Annotated in this window: 20 protein-coding genes, 3 tRNA genes and 1 other RNA gene; 9 read left to right on the top strand and 15 right to left on the bottom strand. The window is 58.3% G+C overall.

What is annotated here, in order from left to right; all coding sequences use genetic code 11:
- Positions 1-2,112 (bottom strand): DNA polymerase III subunit gamma/tau, encoded by a 2,112-nt coding sequence (gene dnaX, locus M7439_RS00310; RefSeq protein WP_298443088.1) that lies wholly within the window; start codon positions 2,110-2,112, stop codon positions 1-3.
- A 63-nt stretch (positions 2,113-2,175) separates the two neighbouring features.
- Positions 2,176-2,274, bottom strand: an RNA gene (ffs, locus tag M7439_RS00315) — signal recognition particle sRNA small type.
- A 72-nt stretch (positions 2,275-2,346) separates the two neighbouring features.
- Between ffs and M7439_RS00320 the strand changes: the two genes are divergently transcribed.
- A tRNA-Ser gene (locus tag M7439_RS00320) sits at positions 2,347-2,431 on the top strand.
- Positions 2,432-2,542: 111 nt separating this feature from the next.
- Here M7439_RS00320 and M7439_RS00325 read toward each other — a convergent pair.
- Genes M7439_RS00325 through larB form a run of 3 tightly spaced genes read right to left on the bottom strand, consistent with a single transcriptional unit; the run spans position 2,543 to position 5,406 of the window.
- Positions 2,543-3,487 (bottom strand): aldo/keto reductase, encoded by a 945-nt coding sequence (locus M7439_RS00325; protein WP_298342017.1) that lies wholly within the window; start codon positions 3,485-3,487, stop codon positions 2,543-2,545.
- A gap of 37 nt (positions 3,488-3,524) precedes the next feature.
- Entirely contained in the window at positions 3,525-4,706 is a 1,182-nt protein-coding gene (locus tag M7439_RS00330) for a LarC family nickel insertion protein (RefSeq protein WP_298342020.1), read from the bottom strand.
- A gap of 1 nt (position 4,707) precedes the next feature.
- Positions 4,708-5,406 (bottom strand): nickel pincer cofactor biosynthesis protein LarB, encoded by a 699-nt coding sequence (gene larB, locus M7439_RS00335; protein ID WP_298342023.1) that lies wholly within the window; start codon positions 5,404-5,406, stop codon positions 4,708-4,710.
- Between the two features lie 44 nt (positions 5,407-5,450).
- Between larB and pheA the strand changes: the two genes are divergently transcribed.
- Positions 5,451-6,386, top strand: a complete 936-nt coding sequence (pheA, locus tag M7439_RS00340) for a prephenate dehydratase (RefSeq protein ID WP_298342026.1) — start codon at positions 5,451-5,453, stop codon at positions 6,384-6,386.
- 49 nt (positions 6,387-6,435) lie between these two features.
- Positions 6,436-6,522, top strand: a tRNA-Ser gene (locus M7439_RS00345).
- Positions 6,523-6,622: 100 nt separating this feature from the next.
- Here the strand turns inward: M7439_RS00345 and M7439_RS00350 are convergent.
- Together M7439_RS00350 and M7439_RS00355 are read right to left on the bottom strand one after the other, a co-directional pair.
- A complete protein-coding gene (locus tag M7439_RS00350; protein ID WP_298342031.1) occupies positions 6,623-8,773 on the bottom strand; it encodes a protease pro-enzyme activation domain-containing protein in 2,151 nt (716 codons plus the stop codon).
- A gap of 158 nt (positions 8,774-8,931) precedes the next feature.
- Positions 8,932-10,206, bottom strand: a complete 1,275-nt coding sequence (locus M7439_RS00355; RefSeq protein ID WP_298342033.1) for a HisS family protein — start codon at positions 10,204-10,206, stop codon at positions 8,932-8,934.
- Between the two features lie 149 nt (positions 10,207-10,355).
- Between M7439_RS00355 and M7439_RS00360 the strand changes: the two genes are divergently transcribed.
- On the top strand, positions 10,356-10,946 hold the full coding sequence (locus M7439_RS00360; protein ID WP_298342036.1) for a hypothetical protein: 591 nt from the start codon (positions 10,356-10,358) through the stop codon (positions 10,944-10,946).
- Between the two features lie 86 nt (positions 10,947-11,032).
- On the opposite strand, the gene M7439_RS00365 is transcribed toward M7439_RS00360, so the two are convergent.
- Positions 11,033-12,439, bottom strand: a complete 1,407-nt coding sequence (locus M7439_RS00365) for a cytosine permease (protein WP_298342039.1) — start codon at positions 12,437-12,439, stop codon at positions 11,033-11,035.
- 129 nt (positions 12,440-12,568) lie between these two features.
- Here M7439_RS00365 and ade point away from each other — a divergent pair, with 129 nt between their 5' ends.
- Together ade and M7439_RS00375 are read left to right on the top strand one after the other, a co-directional pair.
- Positions 12,569-14,296, top strand: coding sequence for an adenine deaminase (gene ade / locus M7439_RS00370; RefSeq protein ID WP_298342042.1), 1,728 nt, complete (start codon positions 12,569-12,571; stop codon positions 14,294-14,296).
- Between the two features lie 109 nt (positions 14,297-14,405).
- Entirely contained in the window at positions 14,406-15,584 is a 1,179-nt protein-coding gene (locus tag M7439_RS00375) for a thiolase family protein (protein WP_298342044.1), read from the top strand.
- Between the two features lie 78 nt (positions 15,585-15,662).
- On the opposite strand, the gene M7439_RS00380 is transcribed toward M7439_RS00375, so the two are convergent.
- Positions 15,663-15,908 (bottom strand): hypothetical protein, encoded by a 246-nt coding sequence (locus tag M7439_RS00380; protein WP_298342047.1) that lies wholly within the window; start codon positions 15,906-15,908, stop codon positions 15,663-15,665.
- A gap of 27 nt (positions 15,909-15,935) precedes the next feature.
- Here M7439_RS00380 and M7439_RS00385 point away from each other — a divergent pair, with 27 nt between their 5' ends.
- Positions 15,936-16,505, top strand: a complete 570-nt coding sequence (locus M7439_RS00385; RefSeq protein ID WP_298342050.1) for an aminodeoxychorismate/anthranilate synthase component II — start codon at positions 15,936-15,938, stop codon at positions 16,503-16,505.
- 151 nt (positions 16,506-16,656) lie between these two features.
- Here M7439_RS00385 and pknB read toward each other — a convergent pair whose 3' ends face one another.
- The 5 genes from pknB to M7439_RS00410 are packed head-to-tail and all read right to left on the bottom strand — an operon-like array spanning position 16,657 to position 22,450.
- Entirely contained in the window at positions 16,657-18,642 is a 1,986-nt protein-coding gene (gene pknB, locus M7439_RS00390) for a Stk1 family PASTA domain-containing Ser/Thr kinase (protein WP_298342052.1), read from the bottom strand.
- Positions 18,643-18,654: 12 nt separating this feature from the next.
- Positions 18,655-20,127, bottom strand: a complete 1,473-nt coding sequence (locus tag M7439_RS00395) for a penicillin-binding protein 2 (RefSeq protein WP_298342055.1) — start codon at positions 20,125-20,127, stop codon at positions 18,655-18,657.
- Positions 20,124-21,293 (bottom strand): Stp1/IreP family PP2C-type Ser/Thr phosphatase, encoded by a 1,170-nt coding sequence (locus M7439_RS00400; RefSeq protein WP_298342068.1) that lies wholly within the window; start codon positions 21,291-21,293, stop codon positions 20,124-20,126. The genes M7439_RS00395 and M7439_RS00400 overlap by 4 nt, the downstream gene beginning before the upstream one ends.
- A gap of 5 nt (positions 21,294-21,298) precedes the next feature.
- Positions 21,299-21,787 (bottom strand): FHA domain-containing protein, encoded by a 489-nt coding sequence (locus M7439_RS00405; RefSeq protein ID WP_298342057.1) that lies wholly within the window; start codon positions 21,785-21,787, stop codon positions 21,299-21,301.
- A 3-nt stretch (positions 21,788-21,790) separates the two neighbouring features.
- Positions 21,791-22,450 (bottom strand): DUF3662 and FHA domain-containing protein, encoded by a 660-nt coding sequence (locus M7439_RS00410; protein WP_298342060.1) that lies wholly within the window; start codon positions 22,448-22,450, stop codon positions 21,791-21,793.
- Between the two features lie 105 nt (positions 22,451-22,555).
- Between M7439_RS00410 and M7439_RS00415 the strand changes: the two genes are divergently transcribed.
- Positions 22,556-22,639, top strand: a tRNA-Leu gene (locus tag M7439_RS00415).
- A gap of 409 nt (positions 22,640-23,048) precedes the next feature.
- On the opposite strand, the gene M7439_RS00420 is transcribed toward M7439_RS00415, so the two are convergent.
- Positions 23,049-23,204, bottom strand: coding sequence for a hypothetical protein (locus M7439_RS00420; RefSeq protein WP_298342063.1), 156 nt, complete (start codon positions 23,202-23,204; stop codon positions 23,049-23,051).
- Positions 23,205-23,294: 90 nt separating this feature from the next.
- Between M7439_RS00420 and M7439_RS00425 the strand changes: the two genes are divergently transcribed.
- Entirely contained in the window at positions 23,295-23,864 is a 570-nt protein-coding gene (locus tag M7439_RS00425) for a TMEM165/GDT1 family protein (protein ID WP_308464334.1), read from the top strand.
- Positions 23,865-24,011 lie beyond the last annotated feature (147 nt).

Genomic DNA, 24,011 nt, shown 5'->3' on the forward strand with positions numbered 1-24,011 from the left:
TTAGAGCTCCCCTTGAATCAATCGTGCTCCTGGAAAGACCTCGGTGACATTCGCAACGATCGCATCATCGCTAAAACGCTGCGTCGGTACCGAGGCGGCGAACTCCTCCTCATCGACCTCGGACATCAGCTCCTCAGGTGAGCCCGTCACTCCATCAGAGCGATTGACTGTCCCTGCGTCTGTCTCGCTCTCTAGCACGAGTCGAAAGTTCAGTACCTCTCCGTAGAGTTGGCGTAACGAAGCGATGATCTCGTTGAGGTAGGGCTCAAGCTTCTTCCGTCGAGTCTCATGATCGAGGACGATGCCTATCTCCCCCGCGCCCAAAACCGTCAGTCGAGTATCACGGATCCACGTGCGGATATTGCGCTGTTGCAGCGCGGGAAGATAACGCTCAAGCCACTCAGCCTGGATCAACGTGCGCAACTGATCTGTGGCCGCTAGATCAAGCGCGCCACCGGGCCCCTGCAAGGCAGTCGGTTCCAGGTGCCCCTCATCACTCCCCTTGTCGTTCCGCGTTGCGAGCTCCGACTCATCAGTCAGTGGGGTTGTGACCTCTTGGATCGTCGCCATTGATGGTGCTGCCCGCGTCGTTTCCGTGGAGTCTGCCTCTATTCCCCCTACGTGGGTCCCGTCTCGATGTTCCTCCGACGAGTCACCAAGGGTTACCGAGTCACTCGTTTCGGCGACGACGTCATCCGGGGCCACAGCTGGAGTCCCAGTCTCCTTAGACCCAGCCTCAGGCGCTAGTCGTCTCTCGTGGCTAGTGTCCCCTTCGCGGCGAGGGAGCAGTGAATCTGGCGTCTGCGAGCTAAGGGTCTGTGGCTCTTTCGTTGGAGGCTCTGTTGTTGGAGGCTGGCCAGCTCCCGAACCGACCGACGCTGGCGGACCAGGCCGATTCGAAGGTCGGCCAATCGCACCACGAAGACGTGCAAGGTCACCACTTTGAGACCTTGAGGGGCCGACGTCTTCGCGAGGAGGCTGTCGCCCCGCCTCCGTGCCTTGAGGCCTGGTATCGCTGGTGGAAGGCTCACGCGATGGCCGCATGGGGACACCTGAACCGAGCGACTCCTCAAGTCGTCGGACCCGCTGTTCGAGATCAGCGCCGCTAGCCGAATCCGCTACCAACTGTACAAGGACTGCCTCAAGAACCACCCCCGGATCCAGAGCATCGCGAACACCGATACTCAAACGGCCTAAGGTCTCCATTGCCTTCGTTATACGAGCGAGCGGGTACTCCCCTCCCTCACCGCGGAGGGCTGCAAGAAACTGCTCCTTGAGACGAACTAAGAGCTCGGCGACGACCCAGAGAGGATCGTTGCCCGACTGCAAAAGTCCCTCCACCGCCAGCACGGTCGCACTGGCATCGAGTTCCAGCAAGCTCGTTACTGCCAGCTCGATGGATGCGTCAACCTCCGGAATGACTTGTCCAAGCGCCAGGACCTGTTCAAGGACGGAGAGGGTATCTCGAGCCGATCCTCTTCCCCGTCGAAGAACCCACTCTCGAGTCGCCGTATTGAGCTCGACCCCGGTACGGTTCGCAATGTCATCGACAACTTCGCCCACCGCTGACAGATCCAATAGGTGAAACTCGAAATGCTGAGTCCGCGAGACGACCGTTTGGAGTACCTTTTGCGGGTTTGTCGTCGCCAGAATAAAGATAACGTGTGGTGGCGGCTCCTCGAGCGTCTTTAACAGCGCGTTTGACGCGGCAGTGGAGAGCATGTGAACCTCATCGATGATGTAGACCTTCCACCGACCTGTCCCAGCCGTAGCGACGGTTCCAATCAACCATCGCATCGCATCGACACCAGAGTTCGAGGCGGCATCAAGCTCTTCAACCTCCCCAGAGGCTCCCGAGGCAATCGAGACACACGACGCACAGGTAAGGCATGGCTCACCGTCAACCAAATTTTCGCAGTTTAACGCCTTGGCAAGGATCCGAGCGGTCGAGGTCTTTCCCGTACCTCGTGGACCTGAGAACAGGTAGGCGTGGCCGACTGAGTCCGAGGCGACAGCCGCTCGCAGCGCCCTCGTGACGTGATCCTGGCCAAGCACCTCCGAGAAGCGCTGGGGTCGAAACCGCCGATACAGGGACTGATAGTTCGCGGACACGACGCCATCCTAATGTCGGCGGCTCCCCCAAAACGCCTGTGGTCCTAGGACCGTGTCCATCACGGAGGTCAGGCGACCCACGGTACCCGAGATACCTTGCTGAGGGCTGCTGCCTTCCGACCCTGACCCGGTTCACGAGGTCCCGCCACGTGGGGCCCGACCTCCGTGATGGACACGGTCCAAAGAAACTATAAGCTAGTGTAGCACGCTCAGAACCGAACGGTTCTGAGACCCGGAGGGGTGCGAGAGCGGCCGAATCGGCGCGATTGGAAGTCGCGTGTGGGGCAACTCACCGTGGGTTCGAATCCCACCTCCTCCGCGCCTGAGCCAAGGGGTCACCAACGGCCCCTTGGCTTGAGCAACTGGTTCTTCGTCCGGCCTTGCCTGTCCATGGCTACAGACAGATGATGACCATTGCGCTCGGTCCCACTTAAGCTGACGATGTGTCTCCTGCGGCACAGAGCGACCGTACTTCGCTCAACTCATCGGCCGTGAGCGTATGGGCCTTGGTGGCGACGTTGCGTTCCACCTGTGCCCTTGAGGTGGCCCCGGCAATCACGGAACTCACCTGCGACTCGCCGAGCAAGTATGCAAAGGCAAGATCCAAGAGCTCCATCCCATGGTCCCGCGCATAGTGATCGAGCTTCTCAATCAGATCCCAGGCAGCATTTTCGAGCTGCTGAGGGCGCGAGGCGAGTCGTGTACCAGAGACCGGCGCCACCCCTCGCTGAAACTTCCCCGTCAACAAACCTGAGGCCAATGGATAGAACGGCAGGATGCCCACACCATACTTCCTGGCCGCCGGCACCAGCTCCATCTCGATCGTTCGTTCCACTATCGAGTAGTGGTTCTGTGCAGAGATGAATCGCTGCGTTCCTAACGTTCGTGCTATCAGCTCGGCTTCAACAAGTTGCCAACCAGCGAAGTTTGAGGATCCAACATAACGGATCTTGCCCTGATGGATCGCGTCGGTGAGCGCTGCAAGCGTCTCCTCGATCGGCGTCAGCGGATCAGGCTGGTGCAGCTGATAGAGATCGATGTGGTCGGTCTGCAGGCGGCGAAGAGAGGCCTCGAGCGCCCTCATCAGATAGCGCCGAGATCCACGCGCGACATCTCGATCACCCATATCCATGCCGAACTTGGTGGCAAGAACGATCTCATGTCGAAAGGGTTTGATCACCTCTCCCATGATCTCCTCTGAAGCACCGTTCCCACCATAGATATCGGCGGTGTCAAAGAGGGTGATGCCGGCCTCGAAGGCGGCAACGATCACCTCCTTTGATGGCTCAAACTCAAGTCGACCGCCGAAGTTGTTACAACCAAGACCAACCTCTGACACCCGAAGACCCGACATCCCTAACTGACGAAACCTCATCACTCCTCCTCGCTTCTCCTTATATTCAGTCCCGCTCTTACGCTCGTTCCGCATTACTGACACCGATCGACCGGTAGGTACCCATTACCCTGTCGCGCAGTTCGCCAAGAGACATGTTGAGCACCTGCGCCACCCGGCGCAGGTCTTCGAACTCTGGCTTCGCGCCAGCTGCGGTGACCTTGACCATCACCCTGTGGCCCTCGACCTCCACCTCCTGAAAGGAGGGGACAAGACGACGCCGCTGTTGAAGACGAAATCGAACCCCTGAAGTACCGAGCAACCGTTGCACGCGGATGACCATCACATCCATCTCAGTTGGTTTCACAAGCACGGTAAGCAACACCCCGGGACGTGATTTCTTGCCAGTTGCTGGTGTCATGTAAGCATCGAGCGCACCAGCCTCCAACATCTCCTGGATGCAATTGCCCAACAGTTCACCGCTCACATCATCGAGGTAGGTCTCCACTACCCCCACGGTCTCCACAAGAGCAGCGTCATCGATCAGATCGTCAACAAGAACCACCTGACACACGTTTGCTAGCCCTGGAGTATCCCGTGTACCTGCCCCATAACCCACGCCAGTGATCACGCCGTCGCCAGATCCATGAGGAAAGAGCGCAGCCAGCGCAGCCAGTAGGGCGGCACCGGTAGGCGTCACGCTCTCCTCGCCTGGTGCGGCCACCACCCGCAAGTTTGCTGCAGCAAGCAGCGACAGCACAGCTGGCCCTGGGAGGGGTAGTTGACCATGCGCCATTGCAAGCGACCCAAAATGAACGCCAATTGGCATAATCGAGACGATGTCAATACCAGCCCGAGCGCAGAGGTACGCGGTTCCCACCAAATCAACTAATGTGTCGACCGATGCCAACTCGTGGAGGTGCACCGAGGACCCATGGACCTCCCCCTCCGCCGCCGCCAACAGGTCGAGTGCTTTGCGGGCGATGTGGATACCTGTCGTCTCATCAAGAAGCCTCTTCACCCAGGACTGCAACTCAGCAAGCGAGAGCTTGGGTGCACCCTCTTGAATGTTGACCAAACAGTGGGTTGCACGCAGTGAGGATCGATCGACGGCCTGGAAGTCGAGGGAACACCAATTGATTGCATTCAGTGGCGCGAAGAGTGCCTCCAACGCTTCGAAAGATTGCGTCGCGCTAGCCAATGCAGCCATCAACATGTCACCTGCCACGCCGTGGGCCGGGTTGATCACGAGCGTACGCACGTTAGCGCGGCCCGGTTCCCAAGATGCGAAGGGCCGCACATGCGGCACCAAAACCGTTATCGATCCCCATCACCATGAGACCCTGCGCACAAGACGCGAGCATCGAGGCCATGGCGGTCTCTCCTCCGCGCGCGACTCCATAACCGACCGAGGTTGGCACTCCGATCACTGGCTGGGCAACCGATGCAGCAACCACGGTGGCGAGCGCGCCCTCGAATCCGGCAAGCACAATAAAAACCTCTGCGTCAGAGGCCTCATCAAGGGCCACCATCGTCCGCTCGATCGCACTCACCCCACAATCGAGAATCAATCGTGACTTGACCCCTAGCGCGGTGAGGACCGCCTGTGCCTCAAGTGCCATCACCCGATCAGAGGATCCCGCCGCAAGAATGGCAACCCTCGCCTCTTGGCCCAAACGCAATGGACGAGCGACCAAGGTGAGGTAGGGGCTTCCCTCGTCAATCGGTGGGAAAGCAAGCCAATCAGCACGATCAGCGACAAGCGGGAAGCGGCTGGGGTCGAATCGAGTAACGAGTACGGGGCCCTCCCCCTCGAGAGCAAATTCAACCATCTCGACAAGGGCCGCATCACTCTTACCCGTGGCAAAGATCGCCTCGGGGATCCCAATCCTTGCCCGGCGCCCGGCATCGTACCAGCCATAGTCACCCCGTCGGAGCCCATCGTTCGGATTTTCCTGCACCCTTTGAGCCTACCGGGCAAGGTGACTCCGGCTAGTCTCCTCCTATGGACGAACCTCACCCAGTGCGTATCGCCTACCTCGGTCCAGTAGGGACCTTCACCGAGGAGGCATTGATCGAATTCATGGGAACACGCAGTTACGATGGGCTCCCGCGCCCGACCATCGAGGACGTCCTCTCCGACGTCGCCGCTGGAGACTGCGACTACGGCTTTGTGCCGATCGAGAACTCGATCGAAGGGACCGTAACCCCAACCCTGGATGCCCTGATTTTTCGCTTTCGACTCCACATCTATGCGGAGTTCATCCTCCCGGTACGCCAGCAGCTCATCGCCGCCAAAGGTGCCAAACTTGAGGAGATTGGGGCCGTCTATTCGTACGCCCATGCCCTCGCACAGGTGGGTCGTTTCCTCCGGGATCAGCTGCCGAAAACCGAGCTCCACCACACAGATTCAACCGCTGAAGCGGTGCGCATTGTCGCCGACACCAAGACGAAGTCGATCGCCGCGATCGGGCCGAGACGTGCCGCTGAGCTCTACGGTCTCGATGTGCTCATCGCCGACATCGACGACCATGCTGCCAACTCCACGCGTTTTCTTCTCCTCAACAACGACACGATCCCGCAGCCAACCGGACACGACAAGACCAGTATCGTCTGCTTTCAAGTTGAGGATCGCCCAGGCTCCCTCCTCTCCATTCTGGCGGAGATTGCCTCACGGGGCATCAACCTCACCAAACTAGAGTCTCGTCCGACCAAAACTGGGATCGGCATCTACTGCTTCGCGATCGACTTTGAGGGCCATATCGCCGATCAGGCCGTCCAAGAGGTGATCAGTGATCTCAATCGCTACTTGGGTCATGTCAAGTTTTTGGGATCGTATCCCACCTTCGCCGATCGGCATGCTCGTGCGGAACTCCAGCCAACCCCTGACCCGCTGATCAGCGAACTCCTCGGACAGATCGAAGCGACACCCTCTCACTGACCCAGATGCCCTGCCTCCCGTGCCGAGGCTCTAGTATGTTTTTGCACGCGGAGGGATGGCAGAGCGGACGAATGCGAAGCACTTGAAATGCTTTGGGCCAAAAGCCTCGTGGGTTCGAATCCTACTCCCTCCGCCACTCCCCTGCACCAAATGGTCACAACCCTCTCAAAACGAGAGAGAGCTGCACGGGGAAACCCCGCGCAGCTCATCTCACATGCTGTTGCTGGCAACTAGGCCTAGGCCCCAGAACCACCAGTAGCTGTTGCAAAATCACTCAATAGCTTCAACAAGTTCGCATACCCAAGCCCTGACCCAGGGTTATAGATCGCCCCTGGTGTGCCCGTGTAGTAGTCGTTAGTGTTGGTGAACTCGCCACTGATATTAAGGGTCTTCCCATGATACATACCTGAGTAGTAGCTCGAACCATAGACCGTGTTGGAGTCCAACGGATGGAAGGGCGAATTGGTCGACTCTGCGAACCGATAGATATTCGGGTTCCAGAATCCAATTCGGTGTCCCAATGCACTCTCGTAATCAGCGGTAACCGCGTTGAGCTGAGGTCCGATGAAACTCGTCCCACCGAAGTCCTCATAGGCGGACCCATAAACCGCCTGGAACTGAGGATCATAGGTGATGTACCCAGTCTGTGGATCTGCGTTGAAGGCCACGTCAGGGGTAGCACGGAATCCAGCATTGATGTTTCCGGTGCTGAGCGTCGGTGCCGGGTTGAGCGTAAAGCTCGTTGGAAGTACCAGATTTGTCGGAGCAATCGCCTCATAGGATGTCGGGTTGATGAACTCGTAGTCAGAGTACGTGTCAGCACCGGTTCCATCTTGATACGAAGGACTCCCAAAGAAGGTACTATAGCCCCCTCCCGATCCAACGATCAGCTCACCAGCGGCAGCGGTCTCGTTCTTTGCACCAAGAGCCTGATACATCGGCCACAGATAGTCCCATCCCCACGTCAGCTGCTTGGGGATATTGACCTCTTCATAACCCGTCGTGGTCACGGTACCAGTTTTGCTGGTTTTGGTGATGGGATAGACCTGGCTACCGGGAAGCGTGGTCCCACCCACAGAGGTGACGTATGGCGAGTCCTCAGGACTATCGACACCGAGGTTATAGGTGCCGATGTCGCCAGTTGGGTCATAGGCACCCTGGTCTCCGGAGGCGACAAAGTCAGACTGGCCTTGGGCTGCTGACTCCAAGAACGCCTGATTGAAGGCGGCAGCGTACCCTGGGGACTCCTGTGCAGCAGCAACCGCGTACTGGATCGCCGTCTCGGACTCGCCCCAACTCGCCGAGAGTGAACCGGCGACATTCTGGCTTGCACCCTCGTAGAAGGCATCGACAAAGCCGTAGTCAGTGTTTGGAGCCTGATAGACGACGATGTTGGCCTGGGGCGCAATGGCACCCGACTGCTCCACATCAATCGTGGTCTCATCAGAGCCATTATTGAGGCTCACCGCGCCGGAACCACCGTCGACATTGACAAGGGTTATCCGACTCTGGGACGCCGCTGTCGACGAGAGACCAGCGACATTCTGCCAGAAGTAGGCAGGGACCGCTGGGTCGACACTTGCGAGCGTGACGATCCCCATCGTCTGCCCCTGGCCTTGATTGCCTGCAGTCAACACTTTACTCAGGTGATAATCAGACTCGAACGCCTGGGGCAACTGCGATATCGGAGCTGTGCCGGTCGGAATGGTGCCTCCTGCAGCCATCGTCGATCCTGGGACCGCCTCTGGCTTTGCTGGAACGGAAAGCGACGCATAGGGTGCGTAGTTAGTCAACCCCAACACCGCCTCGATATTTGCGGCGAGGCTTGCTGGCAACTGTGGGTTCGTCGAGCTCGCAAATACCTGCTGCGTCTGTCCAGTAGCCCCTGTCGATCCTCCCACAGAAGCCGTCCCAGACGTTGGCACCGAATAGTTGTTAAAGAGCACCGAGAGCGCGTTCTGATATTGCGCTGCGGTGCCCTGCGAGGTCACATCGAGCATATCGTTCATGCACTGGGTTTTGATGCCAAACGAATTGAGATAGTCAATGAGTTGGTTGACATATTGTCGAGTCTGACCGTACTCCTGGGCAAACTCCTTCGTGGTCAAATACGGCCCGGTCCACCCCGCATCCACTTGACTCTGAAGCGCCGCAATATTACGACCCTTCAGGATGAACGATACGCGCATCTGCGTCGAGGTAGCGGTCGTGCCTGTCGGTGTGGACTTAGCGGCGATAGCCGGTGCAAGGCCGCCAGGAACCGTCACCTTCGGTGCAGCTTGGGCGGCCGTTAGTGAACTCGCCGGCGAAGTCACCGCCATCGTTGCAATTCCGAGCATTCCCGCTGCACCAAGCGTGACAGCATGCCTCGTAAACCTCTTCTTCAATGGAACCCCCTCCATACATGTCACTCGATACAAGATCGAGATCACCAGCGCGCCAACAACACGACGCTGTCGCAACACTATCAGAAGAGTCAGAGAAAAGTGAGCAGAAAGGTGAAAACTCGCAACTTTTCTTGCTAGTACGCCCTTACAGGCCAGATCTACTGCATGAGAAGTCGTGGCGCCTCATCGGAGCCAACCGTGAAGTGGTAGAAACTATCGACCGAACCCTCCGCCTTGAGCTCCTCCGCTGCCAAGGCGAGTCGCTTCATCGGTGAACGCGCACCACTCTGATGGGCCAAGAGCGTGACGAGAAACCCCTCACGCCGGAAATGACGCGCCTTGCTCAGTGCCTCCGCGGTCTGGTTTTCTGGCTCAAAGATGACGGTGAGTCGACGCGACCCTGTCTCTCGCAAGAGTCCAAGCTCCTCCACCAGACCTACCACCCGTTCAAAACCCAACGAGACACCACATGCGGGCGTGTCCGTACCAAAACGAGCGAGGAGTAGATCGTAGCGCCCACCTCCTCCGATCGAACCCGACCACTGAGGATGGATAATCTCATAGACCGTTGAGGTGTAATACCCGATCCCTCGAACGATCAAGGGATCAAAAATGACTGGGACATCACGGACGGAGGTAGTCACGTGCTGCTGAATGGCAGCGAGGTTCGCGATCAACTCTTTGGGCACCCCAAGGTCTGCCAAAGCCTTCAGGCTTGCAGCGTCACTCAATTGACCAAGCACCGTCACCAGGCGAGTCGAATGCTCCGTGCTGATACCTTTGGATTCGAGTTCAGCCACGACCTCGGCGACGCTCTGCTTGTCTAACTTATCAAGAGCGATCATCGCGGTCGAGTAGAGATCCTTGGGTATCTCCAGCTTGCCAAGAATAAACTCAAGAATCCTTCGATCGTTCAGATGGATCTCAAACCCTTCAAGACCGATCTTGTGTAGCGCAGAGGTGGCGGCGATCAGTAGCTGAACCTCGGCTAAGAAACTCGGATCTCCAAGTACGTCGATATCAGTCTGCAAAAACTGTCGAAAGCGCCCGCGTTGGGGTCGTTCCGCCCGAAAGACCGGTCCGAGCTGCATCGCATAGAACGGCTTGGGTAGCTTTGACTGGTTGATCGAGTAAAAACGCGCTAGGGGAACGGTGAGATCAAAACGCAGTGCAGCATCAGCGAGGTCCTCTCCTGACCCAGCGATCGCTGTGTCAAGGCGTTCACCACGTTTGAGCACCTTGAACATCAATTTTTCATTCTCACCGGCACCCGAGCTGGTCAGCGTCTCCAGGGTTTCAACGACAGGCGTCTCGATCTCGAAAAATCCGTGCTGACGATACGCTTCGCGAATAACCCCCAAAGTGTGGAGTCGGACTCCGGCTTCACCTGGCAGAATATCTCTCATTCCCCTCATCGGGCGAGGCGCTTGCATAGTTACCTCCTACCCAAATCCTAAGGCGGATATGAGGATTCCAGTCCCCTTGGCGCCATCCAACAGGAATACATCCCCCTTCCCTTTGTTGACGTTGCCAACGATTATCGTCCAATCGACGGTGATCGAACCGAAGGGGAGGAATAAATATGAATATCCGATTAGCAGCCATAGGTTTGGGCCTTGCCGGTCTGACCCTTGCCGCCTGCGGGTCGAGTAGCTCGACCACCAGCTCATCATCGAGCTCGAACAAATCTTCCGCATCGAGCACAACAGCAAAGAGTTCTAACGCCTCAACCATCACGAGTGGCGCCACCGTCGCCACCTCGAGCTCCTCTGGTTATGGCACGATACTGACCTCAAAGGCCGGCCAAACCTACTACCTCTTTACCGGCGACACCAAGGGCAAATCCAACTGCACCGGCGCCTGCGCGAAGGCCTGGCCCCCGGTGGTCGGCTCGCCGGCGGTCTCCGGCGGGGCGTCATCGAAGTTAGTCGGAACGATCACCCGGGCCAATGGTCAAAAGCAGGTGACCTATGATGGCCATCCTCTCTATACGTTCGCCAGCGACACTGGTCCGCACCAAATCAATGGAGAGGGCATCAACGCCTTTGGAGGCCATTGGTACGTTATCAGCCCAACCGGCAAAGCGATCACCTCGTCGGGTGGAGGATCAACCTATGCCTCCACAACCTCGACCGGCTCTAGCACGAGCTCGAAGTCAGGAAGCGGTTGGTAATCCAGAGGACACCGCTTACCAACTCCCCACCCCAGAGGCAAGAGAGCGACTGATCTTGGCATCTTTGCCGCAGAGAGAGAAGGAGGCTAGGCGTCGGCAACCTCTTGAAGGCGCACCGATTTATGTGCGAACAGCCAATAGACCCCCGCTGCAACGATGATGCCGGTGAACACTGAGAAATCAGCACCTCCACTCACCTTGGAGAGTGGGCCAACGAAGATGGTGGTGTTGATCGCCGAAAGGGACGCGAGCATGCCGAGTAGTTGGGCCACGATCGCTGGCCAGTGAACACCGTTGTTCGACCAGTACAGGCCACCTCGGTCCTCATGCAACGCGCCAGCATCATAGCGTCGGCGTCGCAACAGCCAATCCACGAGATAGATCGCCGTCCATGGCGCGACCCAGACGATGATGAACAGAATGAAATCACCGAGGAGGGTGTTGAAGCTGTTCGAGAAGGTTGCGTAGGCCGTCAACGCTGCACAGATAGCCGTATCGAGGACCACAGCCTGGAGGCGAGTCAGTTTGAGGCCCAACGCCTGCAGTGTCACGCCAGAAGAGTAGAGATCAAGGCTGTTGATCGCAAAGAGTTGCAAAATGGCGACTAGCAAGTAGGGCGTGAGAAACCAGGCTGGGAAGGCTTGAGGAAGCCCGCTAATCGGGTTCGTCGCACTCGGGACAAAGGTGAAGATAGCAGCACCCAGCGTCATCAAGAGGATGGAGGGGATAGCGGTACCGAGGAACACCCAGATGACCGTCTTGGACTTGGAGGCGCTGCGCGGTAGATAGCGAGAGAAGTCGTTACCATTCTCAGTCCAACCCAGCCCAGATGCTGAGATGATGACCGCGAGGACGGCAAACATGACCTGCCAACTCGCACCATGGGCCACAGAGTGCACATTTAACTTTCCGAGTGAGAGCCCAGCCATCAAGGCGAAGAGGATCAAGAACGGTACCGAGAGGATCCGCATCGTCCGAAGAATCGCCCCGTGCCCGAAGAGGGGAAGGACGAGTTGGATCAGGGCCGCGACCAGAATAAAGACGATCTTGAGTCCGGTGCCAGCATCGATACCGCCTTGATGGAACAGGGCAATGGCCGCGAGGACGATCAGAGCGAGTCCCTCGGTCTCGAAGCCAACCTGGGTCAACCAGTTGAAGAAGGAGAGCAGCTTCGAACCATTCGGACCAAAAGCCGCTCGGTTGATGGTGAAGGTCGTCGTCCCCGCATCAGGTCCTTGCAGACTGGTGAGCCCTAGAAGAAAGAACGAGAGATTGCCGATCAGGATAATACCCACCGCTTGAGCGAAGGAGAGCCCAAAGCTCATGGCCAACGCTCCGTAGACGACGTACTCGACATTGAACAGGGCTCCGGCCCACATCCAGAAGAGATCGCGAGGACGTGCCCACCGTTCTGACTCTGGGACAAAATCGATCCCGCGGGTCTCGATCAGACTCCCGGACTCCGCTACCGGAACCTCTAACGCCTTCTTCATTACCACCCTCTCCCACCAAAGCGCAACAACACCGACACCAGCGTACCGGAAGAGTCAGGCGCTCGCTGTGACAAACTGATGAACTCCTTGTGCTCTCTATGGTTATCTGCAGGCAACTACACTAAAATAGTGTTCGAAGACTATCGCCGACATTCATCCGCACTGCTTGCAAAGGCCCGCGGTGATGCTCCATGTGATCTATTGCTCCAAAATGCTCGCCTCTTTGTGGGTACGACCAAAGAGTGGATCCACACCGATATTGCCATTGCGGATGGCACCGTCGTTGGGTGGGGCACCCGAGAGGCTATCGACACGCTCGACCTCGACGGTGCTTGGGTCATACCGGGCTTCATCGATGCCCACATGCACATCGAGTCGACCAAGCTTTGGATCCCAAACTTTGTGGCGGCCGTTCTTCCCTGGGGGACCACTGCTGTAGCAAACGATCCACATGAGATGGCAAACGTACTCGGACGGCAAGGTGTGCTGGCGATGATCGACGCCGCGCAGGGACTCCCCTTTACCTTCGGTTTCTCCGCCTCCTCCTGCGTGCCTGCCTCCCAGTTTGAGAGCCCTGGTGCCCTCTTTGACCTTGAGGATATTCGCACCATCTTGGCCCAACCCAACGGGATTGGGCTGGCTGAAGTAATGAACTTTCCTGGTGTCATCGCGGGCGATCCCGATCTCCTCGCCAAGATAGCGGCGGCTGGCTCGCGCAGGGTCGATGGCCACGCCCCGGGGATCACCGGACGAGCCCTTGACGCCTACCTTTGTGCAGGAGTCGAATCTGATCACGAGATGCTGTCCTACGACGAGGTGGTCGAGAAGCGCCGTAAGGGAATGTGGGTATTCCTGCGACACGGTTCCGCGAGCCAGAACCTCGCCCACCTTGCCAAGACGGTAATCGAATCAGGCACCTCACGAGTCGCCCTGTGCAGCGATGACAGAGAACCTGATCTCATCGTCTCCCGTGGGCACGTCAATCACTGCATAGAGGTCGCCCGCGAGGCTGGTATCACCCTTGAAGACGCACTCACCATGGCCACGGTCAACGCCGCCGAGTACCATGGTTTTCGCCATCTTGGTCTCGTCGCACCTGGGTATCAGGCAGATCTCAACGTCTACACCTCCATGGAGACGCTCGTCCCCGAAATCGTCTTCCAACGCGGACAGGTCGTTGCACGCCGGGGTGCGCTAACCGCAACGCTGCATCACGTCGAGCCATCAACGGCGCTGCTCGGCACTGTGCACCTAAAGGAGCCGTTGGACGCAAATGCCTTTCGAACGCAAGTGCTCCCAGGCCAGACCATTCGCGTGATTCGTGTCGTCGAGCACTCCTTGGGAACGGGATCAGAGCTCGTCACCTTTACGAACGACGACCCAACCCTCAACCAGTTGAGCGTCATCGAGCGACATCGAGCAACCGGTCGACGGGGTCATGGCTACCTCCTAGGTTTTGGCCTTGCCCGTGGGGCGATAGCCTCGACGGTCGCCCATGATGCCCACAATCTGATGGTGGTCGGGGCAAACACCGAACAGGGGCGCCAGGACATGGCAACCGCGGCGAATCATGTCGCCTCAATCGGCGGGGGTCAAGCCGTCTGTCTTAACGGTGAGATCCTTGCTGAGGTTCCATTACCAATCGCCGGACTCATGGCCGATGTCCCCGTCGCAGCGTTGGGACAACAGGTTGCCTCCGCCCAGAACATCGTCCGCCAAACGCTCGGCTCCTCGCTCGAGGCACCGTTCATGACACTCTCCTTCCTCGGATTGTCGGTCATCCCCTCTCTGAAGCTGACCGATCGCGGCCTGATCGATGTCGAACGCTTCGCGGTGACCCCACTCATCGTTGGATAGGTCGACACCTCGTACGTTGCGCTATCGTCTGGCGTTCGGATGAAGGTACTGCCGTGCACAACACCTCGGCCCGGGCTACAGTGGATACGAGAAGGTAAAGGGGTAGCACATGCGTGATGCAGTCATCGTTGATGTCGTCCGTACACCGGGAGGAAAGCGCAATGGGAGTCTCGCCGGTTGGCACGCCGTCGATCTGGCCGCTTTTGCGATCGAAGGTCTCTTGGACCGACACTCCATCGATCCAACCACAATTGATGACGTCATCTTTGGTTGCGTGAGCCAAGTGGGTGAGCAGTCGGCGAATATCGCCCGCAACGCTGCACTCGCAGCACACCTGCCCGAGTCGGTGCCGGGAACGACCATCGATCGACAGTGTGGCTCCTCACAGCAGGCGGCGGCGTTTGCCGCTCAAGCGATCATAGCAGGCGCAGCGGATGTCATCATCGCGGGCGGAGTCGAGTCGATGAGCCGCGTGCCCATGGGCTCCTCGATGGGACAGGGACCCGGTGCTCCTTTTGGCCCAGCGCTCGCAGCTCGGTACGCTGATCGCGGTGGTCTCGTCCATCAGGGCCTCTCCGCCGAGATGATCGCCGATCAGTGGAGTTTGAGCCGCGAAGAACTCGATCGCTTCGCCTTGCAGAGCCAGGAACGTGCCTCCAAAGCAACGACAGAGGGTCGCTTCAAGAATGAGCTTTTGCCCATCGAAGTACGCGACAGCGAGGGGCGTCCAACCGGCGACCTACTCGATGTCGATGAGGGGATCCGGCCCAACACCTCCCTTGACGCCCTTGGCGGCCTGCGTCCAGCCTTCAAGGAAGACGGCAAGATAACCGCCGGCAACTCCTCGCAGATCACCGACGGCGCCTCCGCAGCCCTCATCATGAGTAGCGAGCGGGCCGAACAACTCGGACTCACACCCCGTGCCCGTTTTGTCTCCTTCGCCGTGATCGGCTCCGACCCAGTCCTAATGCTGACCGCACCGATCCCGGCGACACAACGCGCACTGGCGAAGGCTCACCTCACCCTCGACCAGATCGATCTGGTCGAGATCAACGAAGCCTTTGCGTCCGTCGTCCTCGCGTGGGCGGCAGAGCTGCACCCCGACCTCGATCGAGTCAATGTCAACGGTGGCGCAATCGCTCTCGGACATCCGTTGGGTGCATCAGGAACTCGGCTGCTGGCAACGCTGGTGAATGAGCTCGAACGAAGTGGCGGTCGCTATGGTTTGCAGACCATGTGCGAGGGTGGCGGCATGGCCAATGCCTATGTCATCGAACGGTTGGGATAACAACCGGTTCGCCCACACAACCCGTAGCTCGGGGTCAGAGTCAGCACCGTTGGGGTTGGCTTTTGGCTGGATGATCGGTTACCGATATTTGGTTGCGGCATAGAAGGATCCCGCTAAGAGAATGAGCCCACCGATCGTGTACCAGCCGGTCTGTGAGTAGGGCAATACCAACAAGAAGTTCAGGATGATCATCAACGCCCCACCGAGCGCCAAGACGATGAACAGATAGAGATATACCTGGTTTTTCCGTGACTGCGTTGGGCGAGGTTTCGGCGGAGTATAGCGGCCACTCTTGACGCGCTTCACCTTTTTCGGATTACTCACTCCCCCAGTCTAGCTACGATGATAAAGGTGCTCAACGACGTCCTCATCATCGACAACTATGACTCCTTTGTCTACAATCTCGCCCAGTACGTGGGAGCACTCGGTGCGAACCCCACTGTCGTCCGCGAGGACGTCATCGCCGAAGAACCCCATCTGATTGGAGATCCCGATGCGATCATCATCTCGCCAGGACCAGGAAGACCGTCCTCTTCGAGGGGTGGTATCGCGGTACTCAACCAGCAGACGAAGACCCCAGTTCTCGGAGTTTGCCTCGGCCATCAGTTGATTGGAGAGTTCTTCGGGGCAAGTGTGGTGCGCGCCCAGAGGGTGATGCACGGACGTACCTCGGTCATCACGCATGACGGCCAGGGAGTGTTTCTTGGGCTCCCAACCGCGCTGACGGTGACGCGCTATCACTCACTCGTGGTGGATCCAGCGACGATTCCGGCCAGTCTTGAGGTCACCAGCACCACGACAGACGGCGTCGTTATGGGACTTCGACACCGGGAACGGCCTATCGAGGGCGTGCAATTCCATCCGGAATCGATTCTCTCTGACGAAGGACTCCAGATGATCGCGAACTTCCTGGATCGATGATCTCCTCGATCTACATGCTGTGCTGTCCACCAGCGACCGAGAACGTAGGAGCCAACGTCGCGATCCTAGAGGAACAACCGGCTGCTCCAGCCCAATGAGGGAAGCTACGTGTACCAGACCATCCTTGGACGATCCTGGCCTCGGAGTCTGCCTAACCAGCCGCCGAAGGCGGCCCTGTTCCTGTTCCTCCTCCGCCCGGACCCGTGCCCGTCGACGATGTACCGCTTGAGACCGTCAAGGTTATCGAGGTATTCGGGGGTTCCTGAGTTCCTGCGGCCGGTGTTGTCTGGATCACATCACCGCTCGCTACCGTCGAGCTCGCCTGATACTGATTCTGCGAAGCGACGGTAAAGCCCGCATTCTGGAGCGCTGTCGTCGCCTGCGAAACACTATCGCCGGCGACGTTTGGCACCGCGGTGGTACTCCCGGACGAGACGATAAGGTTCACAGAACTGTTCGGTGCTACCTGAGAACCCGATGCCGGTGTTGTCTGGATCACATCGCCGCTCGCTACCGTCGAGCTCGCCTGATAGGTGACCGTGCCAACCTGCAGGCCATCGGCGCCTAACTTGTTCGAGGCAGACGCAACACTCTCGCCATCGACGTTTGGCACCGTCAGCTGTGATGGTCCGCTCGAGACCGTCAGAACGATAGTGGAACCCTTCGCCACCGATTGGCCTGCTGATGGCGACTCGCCGATCACCGTCCCCTGGGAGGCCGACGCGTGTTTGTAGTTGGTCGAGACATTGAAGCTCTTTGCCAGCAGGGTCGCCTCCGCAGTCGTCGAAGACTGGCCCTTCACGTTTGGCACCGTTACCGAGGCTGGACCGCTTGAGACGACCAGGGTCACGGTGGAACCCTTCTTAGCGCGGGTTCCGCCGTTTGGGTGCTCAGCGATCACCGTCCCGGATGACTGTGATGAGTTCTTGAACTGGATATCGGACTGCAGGCCAGCACGGCTCAGCGCCGAGGTCGCACCCTGTTCACCAGCACCGGTCACATTCGGCACCAGGACAGTCGCTACAGTTGGTTTTGGCTTCGTCGAAGACGCTAGCAGTTTTTTGCGAAAGACAAAACCTACGCCTGCCAAGAGAAGAATCACGATAACGGCGAGGATCCACGGCCAGACTCGGTGCTGTTTGGCTTGCTGCTGTGGAGGTCCACCACTGCCGACGATCGGGATAGATGAGGTGGACTGGATTGGGGTGAGGAACTGGGTCCTCGCGCTCGTCTCGGTCACGGCGCTGGACAACATCGTCGCATCGGCAACCGCCGCCATCTCGACCGTCCCTGCTCGAATCGGTCGGTCATCAAGAAAGCGGAGCAAGTCAGAACGCAGCTCGCTCGCATCGGCGTAGCGATTCGTCCGGTCCTTCTGGAGACACTTGAGGACAATGGTCTCGAGCGCCGGAGGAATCGCCGGGTTGATCGAGCGCGGAGCAGCTGGGCGCTCGGTGACATGTTTGTAGGCGACGGCGATGGGAGTCTCCGCCAAGAATGGGGCAGAGCCGGTCAACATCTCATACATGACGATTCCGAGCGAGTAGAGATCGCTGCGCCCGTCGAGATCCTCACCCCGTGCCTGCTCGGGGGAGATATAGGTGGCGGTCCCAAGCACGGCTCCGGTCTGAGTGAGATCCTCGTCATTGGTGACCGCACGGGCAATCCCAAAGTCAGCGACCTTCACCATGCCGTCTTCGGTGAGAAGGACGTTCGATGGTTTGATATCACGGTGAACGACACCATGGCGATGGGCAAAGGCGAGAGCCAGTGCGACGTCTGCGCCGATCACTGCGGCACGACCGGGTGCCACCCTGCCCGACTCGCGAATCACGTCAGCGAGTGTCGAGCCAGTGACCAACTCCATGGCGATAAAATAGGTCGAGTTCGCCGGGCCCCAATCGTAGACCGAGACGATGTTGGGGTGAGAAAGCGCCGCCGCCGACTGTGCCTCGCGACGGAAGCGTTCGACGAAGGTGGGGTTGGTTGAGAGTTCGGGAAACAGGACCTTCAGGGCAACAAGACGATCCAGGAGAAGATCTCGTGCCTCGTATACGTCGGCCATCCCACCGCGAGCGATCAGACGCTCGGGCCGATAGCGCGTTCCAAACGTCTGGATTTGCTGGTCTTCAGTCATCTCGCCCAACTTTCACAGTTTGACTCCTAGCGCTGCTGCAATCATCGCCTTTACAATGGGCCCGGCGTACTGTGCCCCCGTCGGATTCGCCGACAGCCCAGCCTGCTTTGGCACCACCACCGCGACCGCAATCTTTGGATCCTGAGCTGGGGCAAACGCCACCATCCAGTTGTCGGATTGACCCAAAATATTGGAGTGTCGCGTCAACGTCGTCTGAGCCGTACCGGTCTTTGCCGCAATCTCGATCCCCGGCAAGGCAATCCCGGTGGCCGTGCCGTTCTTCACGACCCCCACCATGAGCTGGGTGACTTTCGCTGCGGTGGAGGGAGAGGTCGCTACCTTCCATACTTTGGGTTGATAAGATTCAACCGTTGCATCTTGGCTTGAGATAATACGGGAGAGCAGGTGTGGAACCATAATGGAACCATTGTTGGCGATAGCTGAGCCAACAAGAGCCATCTGCAGCGCTGTTGCCTGATCATCTCCCTGTCCAATCGAGGAGAAGGCGAGCTGGGGAAGGTTCTGCGAGAAGAAGGATACTGGGGGAAAGGTTGAGGCAGCGGCGCCGGGAAGATCGATCGGAGGCACCTGATTGAAACCAAAGTTCTCCGCCTCTGCATGGAGGTTCGTGGCCCCGAGTCGCAGACCGATCTGCGCAAAGCCTGTATCACACGAGACCGCGAGAAGAACAGGGAGTTCCCCACCACAGACCTCGTAGGCGTAGTTGTGAAGGCGATGGGTGGTCTGCGGCAAGGCAATCGTCGCCACCGGGGGGAAGTTGACGCGGGCTAGCTTCGGATCGTGATCAAAGATCGCGGATGTCGTGACGATCTTGAAGGTCGAACCAGGGGGATAGGCCCGAGAAATCGCCCGATTCAAGAGGGGCTGTTCGGGATTCGCGAGATAGCTCTTCCACGCATCCTCCTCAGTCGTGCCGTTAGGTGACGCAAGGGGAGCTGGGTTGTAGGTTGGGTTTGACGCCATAGCAAGCACGGCTCCGGTCTGAGGGTTCAGCGCCACCACTGCGCCTTTCAGCGAACCCAAGGCTTGATACGCCGTTTGCTGGAGCTTCGACTGCAGGGTCGTCACCAACGAGTCTGTGGAGTAGCTCTTCGTCAGCAGTTGCGAGAACGAGCTCGGTGCCGCCACCTTCCCTTGGAGGTATTGGTTGTACTCATCCTCAAGCCCCGAGGTCCCGTAGATCAACGAGTAATAACCTGTCACATCGGAGTAGAGCGAGCCATGGGGATAGACGCGTTGATACTTGTACTGCGAACTCGACGGTACCGACATCGCCATCACCTGTCCGTTCGCGGTCAGGATTGCACCTCGTGGTGTTGAGAAGGCCTTGATGATCGCCGAATAGTTGCCAGGTGCCTCGGCGAGACTACTCGCCTTGACGATCTGAAGGTCATTCAACTGGAGGAAGAGCAGCGCAAAAATCATCAAAAACAGCGCCCCGACGAAGGTAATGCGTCGTCTCACCCGATACCTCCAAATGCGATTGTGGTCGAGTGGAACTGTTGGGTCGCATTGCGGACGAATTGCTTCGCCTGTGTCAGCGAACCCTCAGTAATCCTATGTTGGATCTGGGAACGCACCCCTTCAGCGAGTTGACTGAGTCGAATATTTGTCAGATCAACAACATGGGGATTGAACCACAACACTCCGCCGGGTCTCCCCTGGTAGATGGCCACTCGATCGCCGAAGGCCGCAACAAAATAGGAGTGCTGGGCATAGATATCGATCGCGAGCACCACGACTCCAGCAAAGAGGACCAGCAGGAAGACGAAGAGAGTCGCACGGATCAACGGACGCGAAATGGCCGAGCGTTCGGTCATGTTCGCAGGTAACGGTGAAGGGATCCGATTCGTCTTCAGGGACCGCTCGGTTTGGGGAACCACCTGTGGTGCCTCAGCCAAGCGTTGACCCTCCTGGGCCAACAATACCGGCTCGCGGTCGGGGTCTCCCAAGCGCACGACCACGACCGTGATGTTGTCACTGCCACCATGATTGTTCGCCATCCGAACCAAGGTATCGACCGCCTCTTGCGGTAGTTTGCTCCCTAAAACTTGAGCGATCTCTGCGTTGGTCACCTCATTGATGAGACCATCCGAACACAGGAGTAGGACGTCACCAAGCTGCAAAGGAACGCGAAAATGATCAGGCTCCACATCCAAGGCCACACCGACGACCCTCGTCAAGACGTGTCTGGCCCGATGCGTGCTTGCCTGTTCGTGCGTGATGGAACCCGCATCGACCAACTCCTGCACGTAGGTGTGGTCATTGGTCAGCTGTGTGAGGCGTCCTTCCCGCAGAAGGTACGCCCGTGAATCGCCCACATTGAAGAGGTCGGCCTGCGCATCTTCGAGATCCATGAGGGCCATCGTCAGGGTCGTACCCATGCCTTCGAGGGCAACGTCGATCGCTGCCCGCTCCAGTATGGAACGATTCGCGGTCTGGATCGCCTCTTCGGGCTCATGCCCAGCCTTCAATGATGCCACCGTCTCACTAACGGCGACTTCGGCGGCAACGTTACCACCGGCGTGGCCTCCCATGCCATCAGCGACGATGAAGACCGAACCATCTGCGTACAGTCGGTCCTGGTTCTGGGCACGAACCCGCCCTGGGTCTGTCGCCGCAGCGTACATCACCTTCACTTGGCCACTACCTTCAACGCCGTCTTGCCAAGTTGAATCACATCACCCTTCGTGACCCGCATCGGTGCTTGGACTGGGTCGCCATTGACAAAGGTACCATTTCTCGATCCAAGGTCCATCACGATCACGTGACGCCGTTCAAGATAGATCTCAGCATGTCGCTGTGAGACGAAAGTATCCTCGGCCAGCACAATCGAGCAACCAGCATCACGACCAATGAGCGCTGGCGTCTCGAAGGTGAAGGTCTTCCCCGTATATGGACCCTCCAACGCCAAGACCTTCCCTGCACTCTTGGCTGGATGTGTACCAACGGCACTGACTCTTGGTGCTGGTTCGTTCAGTGGAACGGTTACGAGATTGGTCGCCACCGTCGTTCGTGCCTGTCGTCTCGTCTCCCGCCAGACCGCACGCATCGCGAACAGAAAGAACAGCCAGATGAGCGCGATGAGCGCGTATTTCAGCGCACTGAGCAAAAGAAGCGGCATCGATTAACCCTTGTGTACCGTGAGATCCGTCGTCCCTACCGTTATGACATCTCCCGAATTGAGTTCAGTCGGTCGCGAAATCTTCGTGCCGTTTACAAAGGTGCCATTGGTCGATCCAGTGTCGAAGACCGTCACGTGACCATCCTGGACGACAATCTCTGCGTGCCGCCTAGATACCCTCGCATCGTCAACAAAGACCGCCGAGCCGGCGAGTCTTCCAATCACATGCGTTCCCGAACCGAGTTTGATCTGTGAACCATCTTGAAGCACCAGTTGACACCGGTCGGCAAAACCCTGCTCCTCGCGGAAGCCACAATCGATGTAGAACGTCCCTGACTTGAGCTCCGGATCTTCCACAATCTGAAGGTCGATCGGTCCCAGAAGTTCGTAATCTCCACCCTCCACCGTCTCTTCAGCCAAAACTCGCAGTTCGCTCTCCACACGGCTACGCAGTGGCCTCAACTCCTGCAGATCTTCGGCCGAAAGTCCGACGGTAAGCACATTCGGAGCGATACTCGACCGGACCCCGACCCGACTCGACCGTTCGATTTCGCGCACGAGTCTACGACCCAGCTCAGCTGGTTCAATGCCACGCGGACTTCCCTTGGCGAAGATTGACTCCACCACGGCCGCGATCTTACGTTCGAACGATTCGAGACCCACTCCATTAGCACTATAACCAGGAATCGATGAAAGTCGCCTTCTTTTATCCCTGATAAGTCAAGGAGTATAGCAGATTGCCATTGCACGGGTTATGATGAGTGCGCTGGGCGAGTGGCGGAATTGGTAGACGCGCAGGATTCAGGTTCCTGTGAGGGAAACCTCGTGGGGGTTCAAGTCCCCCCTCGCCCACGGTACTCCTACGCACGACAGGGCGGCTCCGATGACGAACTGGTTTCTATGACACTCCTATGTTCGCAGCTCACGTCGGTGGCACCTCGACACAACCTTGTCCTTGCCGAGCTAGGGAGCACAAATCGTGCGTCTCCACCATCGTGGTGCCTCGCCCGCGAAGCGTTGACCCTGCGCTGTTGGACGAGGGTCTGCGACCGTGTCAAGGTCGAAACCGCAGGGATCAGACACGAGCTACGGGGCTGGATCAAAACGGAGGATCCCGATGATTCGACCACCAGCGATGCTCGCATGCCGCCACCCCGCCATGACACCGATGCAACAACGTCTACAGCTTGGTTCCTCGACAGACTCTGTTATCGTCTGTGTGATCCTCTCCAGCGTGCATCCCACCCCAGCACCACCCGCATTACAACGTCGCAACCAGGGCCGCCGTCGCCACTCCTATCGTCATCACGCCGATCACCAACACGACTGCATCCAACAAGCGCTCTGACCAAGCACCCACCGTGGGAACCGAGGGTCGCCGCCCAAGGGAGAGAGGCCCCGCTACCGATGATTCCAAGCACCCATGCTCACGTACGATCCCCTACGACGCTTGGCCACCATGGCTCCTGTCAAAAGGCGATGGGGCCGCAGAGGAGGAGCTGCAACCATGAGCATCACTGAGTTCCTCCTCATCCTCGTAATAACGCTCGCCGCAGAGCTCACCGACAAATCCATGGTCGCAGCCGTGCTTTTGAGCAGACGCAATGGAGCAACAAAAACCATCTCTGCCGCCGTCAGCGCCGTCGGCCTAGAGGCCCTCATCGTTGCATTCATCGCCAACTCGATCAGGCTCATCCTCAAGGGCTCCCTCATTCACCTCGTTACCGGCATCGTTCTGACTGGCATCGGGCTGTTGCTTCTTTGGAAGGCTCTTCGCGGCGAGGAGGAAGAATCAGAGGAAGATCAACGATCAAGCAGCTGGCTAAAGATTTTTGTGATCTTCTTCCTTGCCGAACTCGGCGATGTCACCCAGGCCACAACGGCTGGCTTCTCACTGGCTACCGGTGCACCAATCTGGGTGGGCCTCGCCGCCGCACTAGGGATGGGCATCTCGCTGACGGCCGCCGTGGCACTCACGCGCTTCACGCAACACCTTTCCCAGCGTCTGCTCTATACGTTGGCAGGCCTCATCATTCTGCTCCTGGCAGGCCTCTCCTTCGTAGGGGTTGGCATCTAGGCCGTCGGGGAGTGTGCAAGAAAAGCCACCAACTCCCCCTCGTAGATGAGGGGGAGTTGGTGTGTGCCTTGGGGATGTGGATTAAGGTTTGCGGGTCTCGGCTGGTTGGGTCTCAGTTGGAAGAGGACGCTGGTGCTGCCATGGGGT

It is taken from the genome of Ferrimicrobium sp. (assembly GCF_027319265.1).
Taxonomy (GTDB): Bacteria; Actinomycetota; Acidimicrobiia; order Acidimicrobiales; family Acidimicrobiaceae; genus Ferrimicrobium.

Bases quoted from the DNA above. Each gene is read 5' to 3' on its own strand.
- M7439_RS00405 (WP_298342057.1), bottom strand. From the start codon at position 21,787: ATGCCGCTTCTTTTGCTCAGTGCGCTGAAATACGCGCTCATCGCGCTC.
- M7439_RS00375 (WP_298342044.1), top strand. From the start codon at position 14,406: ATGCGTGATGCAGTCATCGTTGATGTCGTCCGTACACCGGGAGGAAAG.
- M7439_RS00365 (WP_298342039.1), bottom strand. From the start codon at position 12,439: ATGAAGAAGGCGTTAGAGGTTCCGGTAGCGGAGTCCGGGAGTCTGATC.
- M7439_RS00355 (WP_298342033.1), bottom strand. From the start codon at position 10,206: ATGCAAGCGCCTCGCCCGATGAGGGGAATGAGAGATATTCTGCCAGGT.
- M7439_RS00360 (WP_298342036.1), top strand. From the start codon at position 10,356: ATGAATATCCGATTAGCAGCCATAGGTTTGGGCCTTGCCGGTCTGACC.
- M7439_RS00400 (WP_298342068.1), bottom strand. From the start codon at position 21,293: ATGTACGCTGCGGCGACAGACCCAGGGCGGGTTCGTGCCCAGAACCAG.
- M7439_RS00425 (WP_308464334.1), top strand. From the start codon at position 23,295: ATGAGCATCACTGAGTTCCTCCTCATCCTCGTAATAACGCTCGCCGCA.
- M7439_RS00325 (WP_298342017.1), bottom strand. From the start codon at position 3,487: ATGAGGTTTCGTCAGTTAGGGATGTCGGGTCTTCGGGTGTCAGAGGTT.
- pknB (WP_298342052.1), bottom strand. From the start codon at position 18,642: ATGACTGAAGACCAGCAAATCCAGACGTTTGGAACGCGCTATCGGCCC.
- pheA (WP_298342026.1), top strand. From the start codon at position 5,451: ATGGACGAACCTCACCCAGTGCGTATCGCCTACCTCGGTCCAGTAGGG.